10 protein-coding genes are annotated in these 15,534 nt (G+C 62.5%); 4 read left to right on the forward strand and 6 right to left on the reverse strand.

Going from position 1 to position 15,534, the window contains the following annotated elements:
* Nucleotides 1-8: 8 nt before the first annotated feature.
* Nucleotides 9-509 carry a CinA family protein gene (locus J3P96_RS14125; protein ID WP_434651694.1) on the reverse strand — a complete coding sequence of 167 codons (501 nt, stop codon included), beginning with the start codon at nucleotides 507-509 and terminating at the stop codon, nucleotides 9-11.
* Nucleotides 510-676: 167 nt separating this feature from the next.
* On the opposite strand from J3P96_RS14125, the gene J3P96_RS14130 reads away from it, so the two are divergent.
* Together J3P96_RS14130 and J3P96_RS14135 are read left to right on the forward strand one after the other, a co-directional pair.
* Nucleotides 677-1,288: a Yip1 family protein gene (locus J3P96_RS14130; RefSeq protein WP_434651697.1), complete on the forward strand. Its 612-nt coding sequence runs from the start codon at nucleotides 677-679 to the stop codon at nucleotides 1,286-1,288.
* A 155-nt stretch (nucleotides 1,289-1,443) separates the two neighbouring features.
* Nucleotides 1,444-5,589: a CheR family methyltransferase gene (locus tag J3P96_RS14135; protein ID WP_434651699.1), complete on the forward strand. Its 4,146-nt coding sequence runs from the start codon at nucleotides 1,444-1,446 to the stop codon at nucleotides 5,587-5,589.
* 213 nt (nucleotides 5,590-5,802) lie between these two features.
* On the opposite strand, the gene ligD is transcribed toward J3P96_RS14135, so the two are convergent.
* Genes ligD through J3P96_RS14155 form a run of 4 tightly spaced genes read right to left on the reverse strand, consistent with a single transcriptional unit; the run spans nucleotide 5,803 to nucleotide 11,952 of the window.
* A complete protein-coding gene (gene ligD / locus J3P96_RS14140; protein WP_434651701.1) occupies nucleotides 5,803-8,424 on the reverse strand; it encodes a DNA ligase D in 2,622 nt (873 codons plus the stop codon).
* Nucleotides 8,421-9,584: a carboxylate-amine ligase gene (locus J3P96_RS14145; protein WP_434651703.1), complete on the reverse strand. Its 1,164-nt coding sequence runs from the start codon at nucleotides 9,582-9,584 to the stop codon at nucleotides 8,421-8,423. Before J3P96_RS14145 ends, ligD begins: the two co-directional genes overlap by 4 nt.
* Nucleotides 9,556-10,557, reverse strand: coding sequence for a methyltransferase (locus tag J3P96_RS14150; protein ID WP_434568535.1), 1,002 nt, complete (start codon nucleotides 10,555-10,557; stop codon nucleotides 9,556-9,558). Before J3P96_RS14150 ends, J3P96_RS14145 begins: the two co-directional genes overlap by 29 nt.
* Nucleotides 10,558-10,566: 9 nt before the next feature.
* Entirely contained in the window at nucleotides 10,567-11,952 is a 1,386-nt protein-coding gene (locus J3P96_RS14155) for an iron-containing redox enzyme family protein (RefSeq protein ID WP_434651705.1), read from the reverse strand.
* Between the two features lie 319 nt (nucleotides 11,953-12,271).
* Here J3P96_RS14155 and J3P96_RS14160 point away from each other — a divergent pair, with 319 nt between their 5' ends.
* Nucleotides 12,272-13,603, forward strand: coding sequence for a cation:proton antiporter (locus J3P96_RS14160; protein WP_434651707.1), 1,332 nt, complete (start codon nucleotides 12,272-12,274; stop codon nucleotides 13,601-13,603).
* Between the two features lie 3 nt (nucleotides 13,604-13,606).
* On the opposite strand, the gene J3P96_RS14165 is transcribed toward J3P96_RS14160, so the two are convergent.
* On the reverse strand, nucleotides 13,607-14,143 hold the full coding sequence (locus J3P96_RS14165) for a hypothetical protein (RefSeq protein WP_434651709.1): 537 nt from the start codon (nucleotides 14,141-14,143) through the stop codon (nucleotides 13,607-13,609).
* A 595-nt stretch (nucleotides 14,144-14,738) separates the two neighbouring features.
* Here J3P96_RS14165 and J3P96_RS14170 point away from each other — a divergent pair.
* Nucleotides 14,739-15,488, forward strand: coding sequence for a helix-turn-helix domain-containing protein (locus J3P96_RS14170; protein ID WP_434651711.1), 750 nt, complete (start codon nucleotides 14,739-14,741; stop codon nucleotides 15,486-15,488).
* The last annotated feature ends 46 nt before the right edge of the window (nucleotides 15,489-15,534 follow it).

The following is a 15,534-nucleotide window of genomic DNA, read 5'->3' on the forward strand; positions in this document are numbered from 1 at the left end:
GGCCGCTCCTATCGAAGTTCACCGGCCAAAGCGCGCTGGTGATAGCCGGGCAATTGCCGCAAGGCGTACTCGCTGGAGAGCAACTGCACCTGGCGTCGGTCGCCAAAGAACCGCTCCCGGCGGCTGAACAGCGCACGCTGGCCATTCACCTCGAACGCCCAGGCAAAACAGACCGTGCCGGCGGGTATGCCGTCCTTGTCGTCCGGCCCGAGCAGGCCGGTCGTGGCGACCGCCACGTTGGCGTTGGCGTCGCGTAGCGCGCCCAAGGCCATTTCTTCGGCGACTTCGCGACTGGTGAGATTGAACGTATCGATGGTGCGCGGCTTGACGCCGAGCAAGCGCTGCTTGGCTTCGGGGGAATACACCACGTAGCCGCTTTCGATCAGCGAGCCACTGCCCGGCACTTCGGCCAACAGGGTGACGATCAGCCCGGCGGTGCAGGATTCGGCGGTGGTCAGGCGCAGTTCATGGTCTTGCAGATAATCAACCAGGGATTGGGCAACAGTCATGGCATTCAGTCCTTCATGGATGCTGATGGGTTGACCCCCGCGGTTTCGAATCATTCCCTTTATCGCGCCGTCGCCCGGACACGCCAAATAAATGAAACCCCTGGCCGATCCCGTACCTCATAACGGTATGAGCCTCATGCAGAGGCTGTCCTGATCAGGAGGTCGTCATGTCTGTGCTTTTCGTCAAGCTGTTCACCCATCCGGAATTTGCCTGGGGGGACATTCGCGAGCAGGAGCAGGCTCACCCTCACCATTACCTGGCCCATCTGCTGTTGCTCGCGCTGATTCCGGCGGTGTGCCTGTTCGTCGGCACCACCTGGACCGGCTGGAGCCTGGCCGAAAACGAGACCGTCAGGTTGAGTCAGGCCAGCGCCTTGCAACTGTGCGCCCTGCTCTACCTGACCATTGTCGTCGGCGTCACGCTGATGGGGCTGTTCATTCGCTGGATGTCGCGCACCTTCGAGGCTCGGCCCACGGTCAACCAGTGCATCGGTTTCGCCGCCTACACCGCAACCCCGTACTTCCTGGCCGGCATCTTCGGGCTGTACCCCAGCCGCTGGCTGGCGGTAGCGGTCCTGTTGCTCGCTTCGGCCTACTCGACGTTCCTGCTGTTCGTCGGCCTGCCAAAATTCATGGGCCTGAAGAAAGAACAAGGGCTGTTGTACTCGGCGAGCGTCTGGGGCGTTGGTTTGCTGGTGCTGGTCACGACCCTGGTGGAAATGATCCTGCTGTGGTTCAACTACCTGCAGCCGGAATACCTTCGCGTGCCAGTGGGCTGAGCCCGCGTCGAGGCGCACAATGACGGTAGCAGCGGTTGGGCGGACATCCGCTTCGCAATCTTCGCCTAACCCGACTATCCTGCGAGTTTTTGCATCCTGAACATCGAGGCGACAGCGCTGGACCGCTGCGCCGCCCTTCCTAAGGCCAATGTCATATGTCTTCATCAAGCAAACGCTCTCCTAACGTGCCACAGCGACGAGAGCTGAGCCCCAGCAGCCTCGATTTTCCGGTAGTAGGAATCGGCGCCTCCGCGGGCGGCTTGCAGGCCATCAAGCAGTTTTTCGAGCACATGCCCAAGGACAACGGCATGGCGTTCGTGATCGTCCTGCACCTGGCTCCAGATCATCAGAGCATCGCCGACAGGATCATCCAGGAATCGACCAAGATGCCGGTGCTCCAGGTGAGCGAGACGGTCCCGATCCAGAAAAACCATGTCTATGTCATTTCCCCCGCCCATAATTTGTCGATGAACGACGGATATCTGAAGGTCAGGCCGGCCGAGCCGCGCCTCGGCGGGCATGTGGCTATCGACCTGTTTTTCCGTGACCTGGCCGACGTACACAAGGAGCGGGCATTCTGCCTGGTGCTGTCGGGCACCGGCTCCGACGGTGCCGTGGGCCTGTCGCGCATCAAGGAACAGGGCGGCGTGACCATCGCCCAATCGCCCCAGGACGCCGAATTCGACGGCATGCCCCAAGCCGCCATCGACACCCAGATGGTCGACTTGGTACTTCCCGTGGTGGAGATGCCACAAAAGCTCCTGGAGCTGTGGCGCAATTCCCAAAATATTCGTCTGCCGACGGCCAACGACCCGGAAATCAAGACCCAACCGCCAACCTCCGAGCGCGAAGCAGTCGCCGCCGAGCAATCGCTGCATGACATCCTGGTGCAGCTGCGCGCCGGCACCGGGCATGATTTCAAGCATTACAAGCGGGCCACCGTGTTGCGGCGCATCGAACGGCGCATGCAGGTCACCGCCCAGCCAGATCTGGGCGCCTACTACGCGTATCTGCAGAGTCATCCCGAAGAAACCAAGGCGCTGCTGGGCGACCTGCTGATCGGGGTGACCAATTTCTTCCGCGATCGCGAAGCCTTCGAAGCCCTGGAGCGCGACGTCCTGCCCAACCTGTTGAAGCCGGTCGAGCCGGGTAGCGTGCCGCCTGAGGAAATCAGGGTCTGGTCGGCCGGCTGCTCCACCGGCGAAGAGGCCTATACCCTGGCCATGTTGCTCAGCGATCAGCTACAGCACGATTCGAGCAACGCCAAGCTGCAGATATTCGCCACCGACATCGACGAACGCGCCATTACCGTCGGGCGCAATGGCGCCTACCCGGAGGCGATTGTCACCGACGTGCCGCCTACCCGCCTGCGTCAGTATTTCCTCAAGGAAAACGCGACTTACCGTGTGCGCAAGGAAATCCGCGAGCGCGTGCTGTTTGCCAAACACAGCCTGCTGTCGGACCCGCCCTTCTCGCAGATCGACCTGATCGTCTGCCGCAACCTGCTGATCTACCTCGACCGCGAGGTGCAGCGGGAAATCCTGCAGATGTTCCACTTTGCCCTGCGCCCGGGTGGCTACCTGTTCCTCGGTTCGTCAGAGTCGGCCGATGCCTGCGGCGAGCTGTTCAGTCCGGTGGACAAGCGCAACCGGATCTTCAAAGCCAAGTACGGCACTGCCGCCAGCCGCCGCACCCCGACCATGCCCCGTGGCGGCTACGTGCGCAGCACCTCGTCCCTGGCCGCGCCGCAGATCATCGCGCCGCGCAAGGTGTCGTTTGCCGATATCCACTTGCGTGCCATCGAACGGGCCGCGCCACCGAGCATAATTGTCGACAGCAATGGCGACATCCTGCACATGATCGAAACCGCCGGCCGCTATCTGCGCCACGTTGGCGGCGAGATGTCGCGCAACCTGCTGACGCTGATCAACCCGCAGCTGCGCCTGGAAATCCGCACCGCCTTGTTCCAGGTGAACCAGAACGGCCAGCCGGTCAAGTCCCGCCAGGTCAATATGGAGCGCGATGGCAAACGCTTCCTGGTGGACCTGCTGGTCCAGCCGTATCGCGACGACGAATCCGATGGCGAGTTTGTCCTTGTCGTGTTCGAGGAGGAGGAAGTCGATCCCAGCCAACAGATGGCTACCATCACCAACCAGACCGAAAACCAGGTGCTGGCCAACCTGGAGCGCGAGCTACAGCGGACCAAGTCGCACCTGCAGGACACTATCGAGCAGGCTGAGGTCTCCAGTGAGGAACTCAAGGCCTCCAACGAAGAAATGCAGGCCATCAACGAGGAGTTGCGCTCGGCCACCGAGGAGCTGGAGACCAGCAAGGAAGAGCTGCAATCGATCAACGAAGAGTTGCTGACGGTCAACTACGAGCTCAAGACCAAGGTCGAGGAAACCGACAAGATCAACGACTACCTCACCAACCTTATTGCCTCCACCGACATCGCCACCGTATTCGTCGACCGCAGCATGCGCATCAAATGGTTCACCCCGCGGGCCACGGAAATCTTCAGCATGCTCCCGGTGGACACCGGGCGTTCACTGCTCGACATCACCCACCGCCTCGACTATCCGCACATGGCCGCCGACGCCACCCAGGTTTTCGAATCGCTGAACATGATCGAGCGCGAAATCAGCAGCAACGATGACCGCTGGTACATCGCCCGCCTGCTGCCCTATCGCTCCAGCGAAGACCACATCGACGGCACGGTGTTGACCTTCATCGACATCACCAAGCGCCGGGCCGCTGAAGAAGAGTTGCGCCTGGGCGAAGAGCGCATGCGCCTGGTGGCCGAAAGCACCCGCGACTACGCGATCATCCTGCTCGACGAACATGGCGTGATCACCAGTTGGAACACCGGCGCGCAGCTGATTTTCGGCCATACCAAGGCCGAAGCCGAAGGCGCTTATTACGACTTCCTCTTTACCCCGGAAGACCGTAGCTTTGGCGCTCCTGAAACCGAACTGAGCACCGCTCGCACCAAAGGCCGTTGCGAAGACGAGCGCTGGCATCAACGCAAGGACGGCAGCCGCTTCTTCTGCAGCGGCGAAGTCACGCTGCTCAGTGGCGACTACTTGCAGGGCTATGTGAAGATTGCCCGTGATCTCACCGGGCATAAGCGCCTGCACGAAGAACAGACCCAGCGGCTGATGGAAACCCAGAACACCAACCATCTGAAGGACGAGTTCTTCGCGGTCATGTCCCACGAGCTCAAGCACCCGTTGAACCTGATTCAGCTCAATGCCGAGTTGCTGCGCCGCCTGCCGGTGACCAAGACAGTCACCGCGGCGGCCAGGGCCGTGAATACCATCTGCGACGCGGTCACCAGCCAGGCGCGCATCATCGACGACCTGCTGGACGTGGCCCGGGTACGCACCGGCAAGCTCAAGCTCAAGCGCCTGGCGGTCGATCTCGGGCGCGTGCTGCAAGACATCTACACCGTGGTCATCAACGACAACCACCCGAACAAGGTCACCCTGGAACTCCCCGAAGGGCCCGGCAGCGAACTGATTGTCAACGCCGATCCGACCCGGCTGGAGCAGATCATCTGGAACCTGGTGAACAACGCGCTGAAATTCACCCCGAACGGCGGCCGCGTGCAGTTGATCGCCAGCCAGGACGGGCGCATGGCTCGCCTGGACGTCAAGGATTCAGGCGTCGGTATTGCCGCGGAACACTTGAGCGAAGTGTTCGACCTGTTCGGCCAGGCCGAGACCCAGCATGCGACCCATCAGCGCGAAGGGCTGGGAATCGGCCTGTCGCTGGTACGGCAGTTGACCGAAGCCCACGGCGGCAGCGTCGAGGTCAAGTCCGAAGGGCTGGGCAAAGGCTGTACGTTCACCATCCGCCTACCCTTGAGCAGCGCCGAGCTGGCGCCCAAGCCGCAAGCCTGCGAAGAGCAATCCGGACGCCTGAGCGGCTTGACGGTGTTGTTGGTGGACGATTCCCCCGACGTGCTCGATACCCTCAAGCTGCTGCTGGAAATGGAGGACGCCAACGTCGTTGCGTTCGATCAACCGTTGCAAGCGCTGGAAGCGGCCCGGGACGCCCGTTACGACGTGGTGATCTCGGACCTGGGCATGCCGGTGATGAATGGCCATGAACTGATGCAGGCGCTGCGCGAGTTGCCCCACATCAAAAACATCCCGGCCATCGCCCTGACCGGGTACGGTGCGTCTGTCGACATGCACAAGTCGCAGCAATCGGGTTTTGACCAGCACATTGGCAAACCGGTGTCCTATGACGAGTTGATCGAAGCGATCGAGCAATTGCGGCGGGCGCTGGTTTATTAGAGAGGCGGCTGGCCAGGGTTGGGCCTTCCAGCTGGATAATTTCTTTTGTAGACAGAGGGGTTCTCCAGTGGGAACTGCTTTCGTGGCGAGGGAGCTTGCTCCCGCTGGGGTGCGCAGCAGCCCTGAGCTTTTTGCGGTCGCTGCGCAACCGAGCGGGAGCAAGCTCCCTCGCCACAAAAGCGGTCTGGCTCCGGCTGAGTATCCGGGCTCCAGCTACTTGGAGGTGGTCTTCATCCCGATCCGCCGACGCATTTCGGCCGTGATGCCCTGGCGGGTTTTCTTCAGGTCCGCCCAAGGCTCATGCCCCACCTCCGCCAACCGCTCATGCACGTTGTGCACGTTCCACAGGTTGGCGCCCTTGAGCTCGGCCACTTCTTCGCGATAAATCGGCACCGACACTGGCAGCCCTTCACGGGTGCGGGCGGCATAGGCACAAATGGTCGTGGCGCCCAGGCCGTTGCGCAGGTAATCGATGAAAATCCGCCCCACCCGGTTTTTCGGTCCCGATACCGCCGAGAAGCGATCGGGCAACAGCTTGGCCATGTGGCTGACAATGGCGTGGCTGAAGCCCTTGACCTCGTCCCAGCCCAACTTGCGGGTCAGCGGCACCACCACGTGGATACCCTTGCCGCCGCTGGTCTTGAGAAACGCCTTCAGGCCCAGCTCATCCAGCACCGACAAGGTCAGTTGCGTGGCTTCCACCATGCTTTTCCACGGCAGCGCCGGGTCCGGGTCAAGGTCGAGGACAAAACGGTCGGGTTTGTCCAGGTCTACCGAAGTGGCGTTCCAGGTGTGCAGCTCCACGGTACTCATCTGCACCGCACCGATGAGCGCTTCGGCGTTGTTGATGATCATCACCGGTTGTCCGGTCAGGTCCTTGTCCAGGCTGGTGATGCCGGGAATCGCCAGGCGCTCGGGGTTCTTCTGGAAGAACAGCTCGCCGGCGATGCCGTCCGGCGCGCGCACCAGGGCCACCGGACGGTCGGCCAGTTCCGGCAGGATGAATTCGGCAACGCTGGCGTAGTACTCGGCCAGTTGCATCTTGGTCGTGCCACTGCTGGCATCGATGATCCGGTCCGGGTGGGTAATGCGCACCTTGCCGTCCAGGGTCGGTGCCTGGGTGGTCTTGGCCTTGGCTTTGGTCTTGGGCTTGGCCGGTGCCGGCTCCTCCTTGGCGGCGGTTTTTTTCCTGGCGGGCTTCTCTATCGGTTTCGGCAGTTCCTGGGTAATCGCCTTGGCCGGCTTGTCGTTGCGCAAGCCATGGAACACCGCGTGGCGTACCGAACCTTCCTTGGTCATTTCAGCAAATGCCACCTCGGCCAGTAATTCCGGCTTGAGCCAGTGCACGCCCTTGGCCTCGTAACCAGTGGGGGGGTTGACCACGGCGGCTTTTTTCGTTTCCAGGGGCAACAGCTGCTGGTAGATGCTTTTGAGCGTCGTCTCGTTGAAACCGGTGCCGACCTTGCCGGCATACCGCAGCTCACCGCTGTCTACGTCATGCAGGCCCAGCAACAAGGCACCGAACGCGCTGCGCGAGCCCTTGGGCTCGCTGAAGCCGACCACGACAAACTCCTGGCGATTCTTGCATTTGAGCTTGATCCAGTCGCTGCTGCGCCGGGACACATAGGCGCTGCCCTGGCGTTTGCCGATCAGTCCTTCCATGCGCATCTGGCAAGCGCTGTTGAGCAGTGCTTCGGGGGTTTCCTCGAAGGCGTCGGAAAAACGCAGCAACGGATCTTCATTCGCCTCAAGCACCGCTGCCAGCGCGGCCCGACGCTCCTCCACCGGCACTTTGCGCAGATCCATGCCGTTGAGGTAGGGCAAATCGAACAGGTAATAGGCGATCTTGCCGCTGCTGCCGGCATCAAAGGCGTTTTGCAGGGCCTGGAAGTCCGGCACGCCTTGCTCATTGGCGACGACCATCTCGCCGTCGAGCCAGGCCGATTCCAATCCGAGCCCGGCCAAGGCCTCGGCCTGTTTCGGCAGTTTGTGGGTCCAGTCATGGCCGTTGCGGGTGATCAAGCGCACATCGCCGTTGTCGATACGCGCCATGACCCGGTAGCCGTCGAACTTGATCTCGTAGAGCCAGTCGCCCTCGGGCGCGCTGTCCACCAGCGTCGCCAGTTCCGGCTTGAGGGTTTCGGGAATCGGGCCGGCAACGGCGCCGCTGAGGGTGGTCTTCGCGGTTTTTTTTGACGATTTCGGCGGCGCGGCTTTTTCCGGTTGTTTTACGGCTTTGGCAGCAGCGGCCTTGCCTCGGCGCTTGGGCACGATCGTGCGGTCGCTGAGCACGCTGTCCGGCTCGGCCTGGACCACGTCGTACTCGCTCTCCGGACGGGCTGCGTCGTCCTGATGCTTGATCAGGAACCATTGCTCCTGTTTACCGGGCATATGGGTGCGCACCAGGTTCCACAGGCCGGCGAGTTTCTCCCCGCGCAGCTCGAACTTGAGGCGGCCCTTTTCGTAGGCTTCGTGTACGTCGCCCTGGGGAATCCACACGCCCCGGTCCCAGACAATGACATCGCCGGCGCCGTAGTGCCCTTCGGGAATGCTGCCCTCGAAGGTCGCGTAATCGAGCGGATGGTCTTCGACATGCACGGCCAGGCGCTTGACCTTCGGATCCAGGGACGGTCCCTTGGGCACTGCCCAGCTCTTGAGCGCGCCGTCCAGCTCCAGGCGAAAATCGTAATGCAGCCGCGTGGCATCGTGCTTCTGGATGCAGTACTGCAGGGCATGGGCGGTTTTCGCCGCTTTGCGCGAGCGTTTCGCCGCCGGTTCCGGGGTGGCGGCGAAGTCGCGCATGCGGTTGTAGTCTTCAAGGGTTTTGCTGGTCATGGGCCACCTGCAACTTGCGCAAGGGTAGGATCGGCCACCGGCATGCCGGCGGTTTCCGAGAGCAACTGATCAACCACCCGGCTCAAGGCCTGTTCGATGGAGTCTCCCAGCAGCAAGCCTTGTTCATAAAGCACGACCTGGCGATCAGCACTGGTGCCCTCCTGAACGATCCGGCGGGCCTGCTTGAACACGTCCTGTACACCCAGCGCTGTTGCGGTGTCGGCGAAGGTCTGCTCGGCCAGGTTCAGCCATTCGCCAATGAGCAAGGGTTGTTCCTGCCCCTCGATGATGAACTCCGCCAGGATGCCGTGGCGCTTGGCCCGGTAGCGGTTTTCCTTGAGGATCCACTGCGACATCAGGCTGTAATTGGCCCCAGGCTTGGGCTGGGCGCAGGCATGGGCAACCATCAGGCGAAACAGCGAAACCAGGCACAGAACGTCGTCGATCCGCGGGCAGGCATCGCAGATACGCAGCTCCAGCGTCGGGTAACGCGACGACGGCCTGAGCACCCACCAGCAATCGCTGGGCTGGCGAATGGAGCCGGTGCGCGTGAGCATGTCGACGTAGCCGTTGAACGCGGCCTCGTCGGCGAAGAACTCCGGCACGCCCATCCGCGGCCATTCATCGCAGGCCACCTGGCGATAACTGCTGAAGCCGCTGTAGCCGCCGTTCCAGAACGGCGAAGACGCACTCAGCGCCAACAACATCGGCAGCCACGGCAACACTTCGTTCATGACCTTGACCCGGTCCAGATCGCCCGGTACTTCCACGTGTACATGCAGGCCCGATAACACGCTGCGGCGCGCCACCCGCTGGTAGTCGTCGAACAATTGCTGGAAGTGCAGCTCGTCGGTGGGCTGCAAGCCGACCGTGGTCATCGGATGTGAGCCGGCGCTCAATAATCCCAGGCCGTGGGGTGCCAGGCGCCGCGTCAGACCGCTACGCACCTGGGCCAGGTAATCGGCGGCCTCCGCCAGGTTCTCGAAGATGGGCGAAGCCATCTCCACCTGGCTCAGGAACATCTCGTGGGCGAAATGCTCACCCAGCTCCTCCCGGCATGCCGCAATCGCCGCCGCGGGCGGCTGGTCGGGCATGTGCCGGGTTTGCAGGTCGGTGACGAAATATTCCTCTTCAATGCCGAACTTCAGACGCCTGTTCATCGATGTTCCCTCCGATACCCGCACCCGTGCGGGTGACAACCAACGCCACCACGGCGATCCGTTCCACGTCCTGATAACCCGGGGTCAGCAATTCCTCGCCGAAGACATCCGGGTCCAGTTCCCGGTAAGTCCAGGCGTACTGCGCCGAATCGCGCCAAGGGCCAAGCGCCTCCAGGAACGGATCGCGACCGTCGACCATCGCCACGCCGGTGTAGAGCACCAGCGAGCCACCAGGCGTAAGCCGGGGCAACGCCTGCTCGACGATACGCAGCGACAGGCCGGCGCCCAGCGCGCCGCCACCATGGCGATAGGCACGCTCGGCCGGGTCGGCCATGTACGGTGGGTTGGCAACGATCAGGTCAAAGCTGCCCTCGACGTCCCGGAGAACATCACTGTGGGCGACCTCGACGTTGGCGACCTCGGCCAGCGCGGCGTTGACCGCGCACAGGCGCAGGGCCAGGGGATTGATGTCCACGGCGAGAACCTCGGCCTCGCGCCGGGCGCGGGCAATCACCATGGCCCCGACACCGGCACCGCAGCCGATGTCCACGGCCCGATGCACCGCGGTGAAGTTCTGTTGCAGGTGGGTATGGATCAGATGGGCGAACCGATAGCTGTCCGGGCCAAAAAACACGGCGTCATTGGCCTGGGTGGGAAACTGCGAATGGGCGAACAGCATGCCGTCCAGGCTCGACCAGCGCACGCGGCTGTACAACAGGCCGTCACGTTCCTCCAGCACCTGCGCCTCCTGCAACTGACGCTGCTCATCGGCGGAAATCAGCCCAGGCGCGAACGGCCGCGACCAGCCGAAAACGTCCCGCAGGGTCTTCGAGCGCTCGTTGCCGGGCCGTTTATTGACCCGCTCATGGGTCAACGGTGTCGGGGTGATGAAACGGTAGCCGTCGGCGTGCAGGCGGCGACCCAGTTGCAGCAGCGCCAGGTCGGGTTCGGACAGGCGATCTTCCTGATTCATGCAGGGCTCCTAACGAAGGGCGGATTTGAGTTCGATGAACCGGCGGGTCGCCAGCAGCCCGGCCGGATGGCTATGGGCGCGCGGCGAAAGCCAGGGCATGAGGATCTGCATCTGCGCATCGGGCGCCTTGCCCCGCAGTAATTGCTGCAGGTTCTGCACGTCCGGATCCTGCGTCGGTGCCTGGGTATCCTGCGCCGCGCCAAGGCTGCGGCGCGCACCGGAGCGACCGCGCTCCTCCAACCAGTCGCCGGCGATCCAATCGTGCAACAGCTGCTTTTCGTAAGGGCTGAAGACCCCGAACATCGCCGCGCCTGCGCCTTCGATGAGGGTCCAGAAGCGGCTGTTCTGCGGATCTTCGTGGCGCCGGATCCAGCCTTTGCCTTGCATGGCCTTGAGGAAACCTTCCAGCTGCCCCGGCTCCGCCAGCCATTGGTTGACAGTCTTGCCTTCGAATTTGCAGTAATCGGAATGCATGTGTTGGCCAAACGGGCGCTTGCGCTCAAGCATGTCGAGGACTTCACGTTCCAGGTCAAACGACTCGATGACCGCCCGGCTGCCCTGCCCCAGGTCGTTGAGGCGATAGCCCAGGGTGACCCGACGCCAGAAGGATTCGCGATCCGCCTCCATCGGCATCAGTTGCAGCAGCGATTGCACAGCCTTGTGGGCATGGCCGGTGCTGGCGTTGTCGATGGTCACATGGAGAGTGAAATAATACGGGTCGATATCGAGTTCGCTCAGCTCGTAGGCACTGATCAGCAAATGCAGTGGCAGTTGTTCGTAGCCAAGGTTGTAGCCGATGACCTCGGGCAGATACTCGTCGCCGGCATAACCCAAAGCCAGTTGCACCGCACCTTGCAGATAGCGGTCGTCGTGGATGTCGGGCATGTCCGACAGGCCGTGTTCGGCCAGCAGCTTGCGGTAGAGCACCACATGGTTCTGGGCCGGCACACCATCGCCGAGCTCTTCCAGATAGGTACACAGCAGCCCTTCGAAACGGTGGTCATGCCAGTGCCTGAGCACGCCGTACAACCAGGCGCCATCCACCAGTTTGGTCGGCGCCACGGCCTGCAGGAAGTACAAAGCCTGGGCCTTGCTGTGGAAGAACTCCCGACGACCGCCGCTCTTGCGTCGCTCCAGGTAGTCGGCGTACTGCCGGGCCACGCCGGCGCTGTGCTGTTCTACCCAGGCAAGCAGCGCCGCCGGATCGTCGGGCATTTCCTGGGGCAACGCCGCGGCCTGCTCCAGCAAAGGCTGGAGGAAGGCTTGGGCATCGGCTTGCTTGTCGCTGTCGTCGGGGCCCTGCAGCAGCCGCTCGTAGCATTGACGAACGTTGCCCGCAGTGGTGAACGGCTGCGCGGTGGCAGGCCTGGATTGGAGGGATGTCAGCGCAGTCATAAAGGCCTCTTGGGTTTCTCGACGGGACGCTCGATCAGCACGTCTCTTCCATTGCAGAGCCTCGCGCACGGGAAAAAATTCCCCTGGATCGAAAAGCGCCCGGATAAACGGGAGCCTGCCGATATGCCGGGGAACCCTCGCTTCGCTAACACCCTCGAACGCTAGGCAAGGCGGTTTTTCGTGGCGAGGGAGCTTGCTCCCGCTGGGCCGGGCTGGCGCTCCAGTGCACAGCGGCCCCCAAAGAAAGGCCGCTGCGCGGCCAGCGGGAGCAAGCTCCCTCGCCACAAGGAAATGAGTGGTCACAATCCAAGGAGCAACGATGATTTTCACAGTGTGGGTAGCGGTGCTCGGTGCCGTGTTGCTGACCCTGGCCCTGACGTCGTCCTACCTGCGCTGGATGCCGGTCACCACCTCGGCCGTGTGCCTGGTGCTGGGCGTCGTCATTGGCCCGGCGGGGCTGGGACTGCTGCGGCTGGGGGTCGACGATTCGTCAGGCTGGATGGAGCATCTGACCGAAGTTGCCGTGGTGTTCTCGCTGTTCGTCAGCGGCCTCAAGCTGCGCCTGCCATTGAAGAACCGCAGCTGGCGCGTGGCCTACGGGCTGGCCGGTCCGGTGATGATCCTGACCATCGTCGGCCTGTGCCTGACCTTGCACTACCTGTTTGGGCTCGGATGGGGCGTGTCCATGCTGATCGGCGCGATGCTCGCACCCACCGACCCGGTGCTGGCGGCACTGGTGCAGGTCAATGATGCCCGCGACGATGATCGCGTGCGATTCGGCTTGTCCGGGGAAGCCGGGCTGAACGACGGCACTGCATTTCCCTTTGTCATCCTTGGCTTGCTCATGCTGCAGGAAGACGGCAGCGGATTCCTCGGCGAGTGGGCCTTGCGCAACGTCTTGTGGGCCGTACCGGCGGGGCTGCTGATCGGCTACTGGCTGGGGCGTGGCATCGGCCGGCTGACCTTGTCGATGCGCATCAAGAACGCCGACAGTACCCTGTCGCCAAACGATTACCTGGCCCTGGCCCTGATCGCACTGGCCTACGTGGCGGCGGAGTCGGTGCAGGCTTATGGCTTTCTTTCGGTGTTCGCCGCCGGCCTGGGATTGCGCCAGGCGGAAGTCGAGTCCACCGATGAAAACGCGCCGCCGGCCGAGCATCTGGTGCAACCGCTGGTGGGCCATGAAGCGGTAGAACCGGAGCAGGCCGTGCACGGCGACACCCAGGCCCTGGACGACGGCCAGGTGGCGGCCGGGGTGATGATGAGCGACATGCTGGCGTTCGGCAGCCTGGTGGAGCGCTCCATGGAAGTGTTCCTGGTCACACTGCTCGGCGTGGTCCTTGCCCATCACTGGGATTGGCGGGCCCTGGCCATCGGTGCCTTGCTGTTCGCGGTGATCCGCCCGTTGAGCGTGCTGGCGATGCCTTGGGGGAGATTGCTGGATGGGCCGCAACGGTTATTGATCGGCTGGTTCGGCATACGCGGCATCGGCAGCCTGTTTTACCTGTTCTACGCCTTGAACCATCACCTGCAACCCGAAGTGGCGCAGCTATGCATCGACCTCACGCTGTCGGTGGTGGCGCTGAGCATCCTGGTGCACGGCGTCAGCACCCAACCCGCACTGGCGTGGTATGAGCGCCGAAAAAAGTGACGGTCAGCCACCCGGGTCGGTCACTTGGATGAACACCGAATACACCCCCAGCAACACCCAGAACGCCGCGAAGATCCACGGCGTGCGCACCGAAAACAGCAGCGACTTGCGATAGCCCTTGTGGGTCGATTCACGCTCGCTGAACAGCGGCGAATCATCGTAGGCCAGGCCCATCAACGGTTCACTGCGCAGCAGTTCGCTTTGTTTGAAATGCCAATGGTCGATGATCTCGTAGGCAGCCCGAATCCCCGGCCAGGCGTTGAGCGAACTCAGGAAACCGAGCAGCGCCAGGAATGGCGGCACGATCAGCGTGAAAAGCTTGCCCCACTCCGGATTCAGGTTGGCCATGCACGACGCAAAGGCAATCACCAGGAAAGACTGTGCGGCCAGATACGCGTCGGTTCGATTGGCGAGAATACTGGTTTCGTACTGGATTTCCCGCCGATAGAAATCCAGCCGCTCCTTGGGTGAGCCAAACAGCTTGGCATTGTGCTCGGTCAGATCTTCTTCGGGCGTAGGGTGAGTCAGAATTCTGGGCATTGCGCGGATAGTGCCTCGGCTTGAATGGGGGTGCATGTAGAAATGATTGCCGTGGCCGAGTTCAAAGCAATCGACCGGAGGCGCTTGCATCCAAGCACCCGACGAACGGCCTGGTTCCTGCCCCGCTCTCGCTCTCGCTCTTGCTCTTGCTCTTGCCCTGCTTTTGACTGTGATCTCAGCGCCCCATTAACCACGCTGGCCGAACGCAGGCATTGCGCAGTGGGCAACCCGGCATGGATGCCGGGTTAGCCGCGCTGGGCCATGGATGGCCCTTCGCGGCGGCCCACGGAGCAATGCCGGAGTGAGGGCACACCGAGCCTAGGCGAGGTGCCGAGTGGTGGGGCAAGAGCGTTTTGCTTACTTTTGCGCTTCTCAAAAGTGAGCCGCCGTAAGGGCGGAACCCAAAGTGGCCGTTACCACAGCAACGGATATACACACCAATAGACAGCCCAAGACAGATAAAGCCAGACGACGCCGTGACCGCAGCAACGGATATACACACCAATAGACAGCCCGAGACAGATAAGACGGAGCACGTGACAAGCACCTCACTTCCATCCGACACTCCCTGCCTCACAAAAAAACGACACCGCCCATGTACCCCTCACTCGCCTCCCTGCCCCCCTGCGACCTCGACACCCTGCTCCAGAGCCTGCAACCCATCGCGCCGCTGCTCGACACCCTCACCGACACAGTGTTCTTCATCAAGGACAACCTGGCCCGCTATGCCTTCGTCAACCAGACCCTGGCCCGACGCTGCGGCTTCAAAGAGCGCAACGACCTGCTCGGCCTCACCGCCGAACAAGTATTCCCGGAACGCTTCGGCCCGCTGTACACCGAACAGGACCGCCGAGTGCTCGCCAGCGGAAGAGAACTGGCCGACCAACTCGAACTGCACCTGTATTACGGCAACCAGCCAGTGTGGTGCCTGACCCACAAACTGGCCCTGCACGACCTCACTGGCCGGATCGTCGGCCTGGCCGGAATCTCACGTGACCTGCAACTGCCACAATCGAGCCACCCGGCGTTCCAGAAGCTGGCGGCGGTGGATGCACACATCAAGCGCCACTTCGCCCGTACCATCAGCCTGGCCGAGCTGACCGCCATCGCCGGGTTGTCGGTGGCGCAACTGGCGCGACACTGCAAGCGCATCTTCCAGCTCACGCCCCGGCAAATGATTCACAAGGCGCGCCTGGAAGAAGCCTCGCGCTTGCTGCTGGAGCAGGACTTGCCCATCACCGAGATCGCCCTGCGCTGCGGCTACACCGATCACAGCGCGTTCAGTCGCCAGTTCCGCGCCCTGACCAGCCTGTCTCCCAGCCAATACCGGGAAAACCAGCGCTGATTGCTGTTCCTTTATCGGGCGTGCGCGAGTACCACTGCTCCGATCT

It is taken from the genome of Pseudomonas sp. R3-56, from assembly GCF_051132075.1.
In the GTDB taxonomy this organism is placed as follows: domain Bacteria; phylum Pseudomonadota; class Gammaproteobacteria; order Pseudomonadales; family Pseudomonadaceae; genus Aquipseudomonas.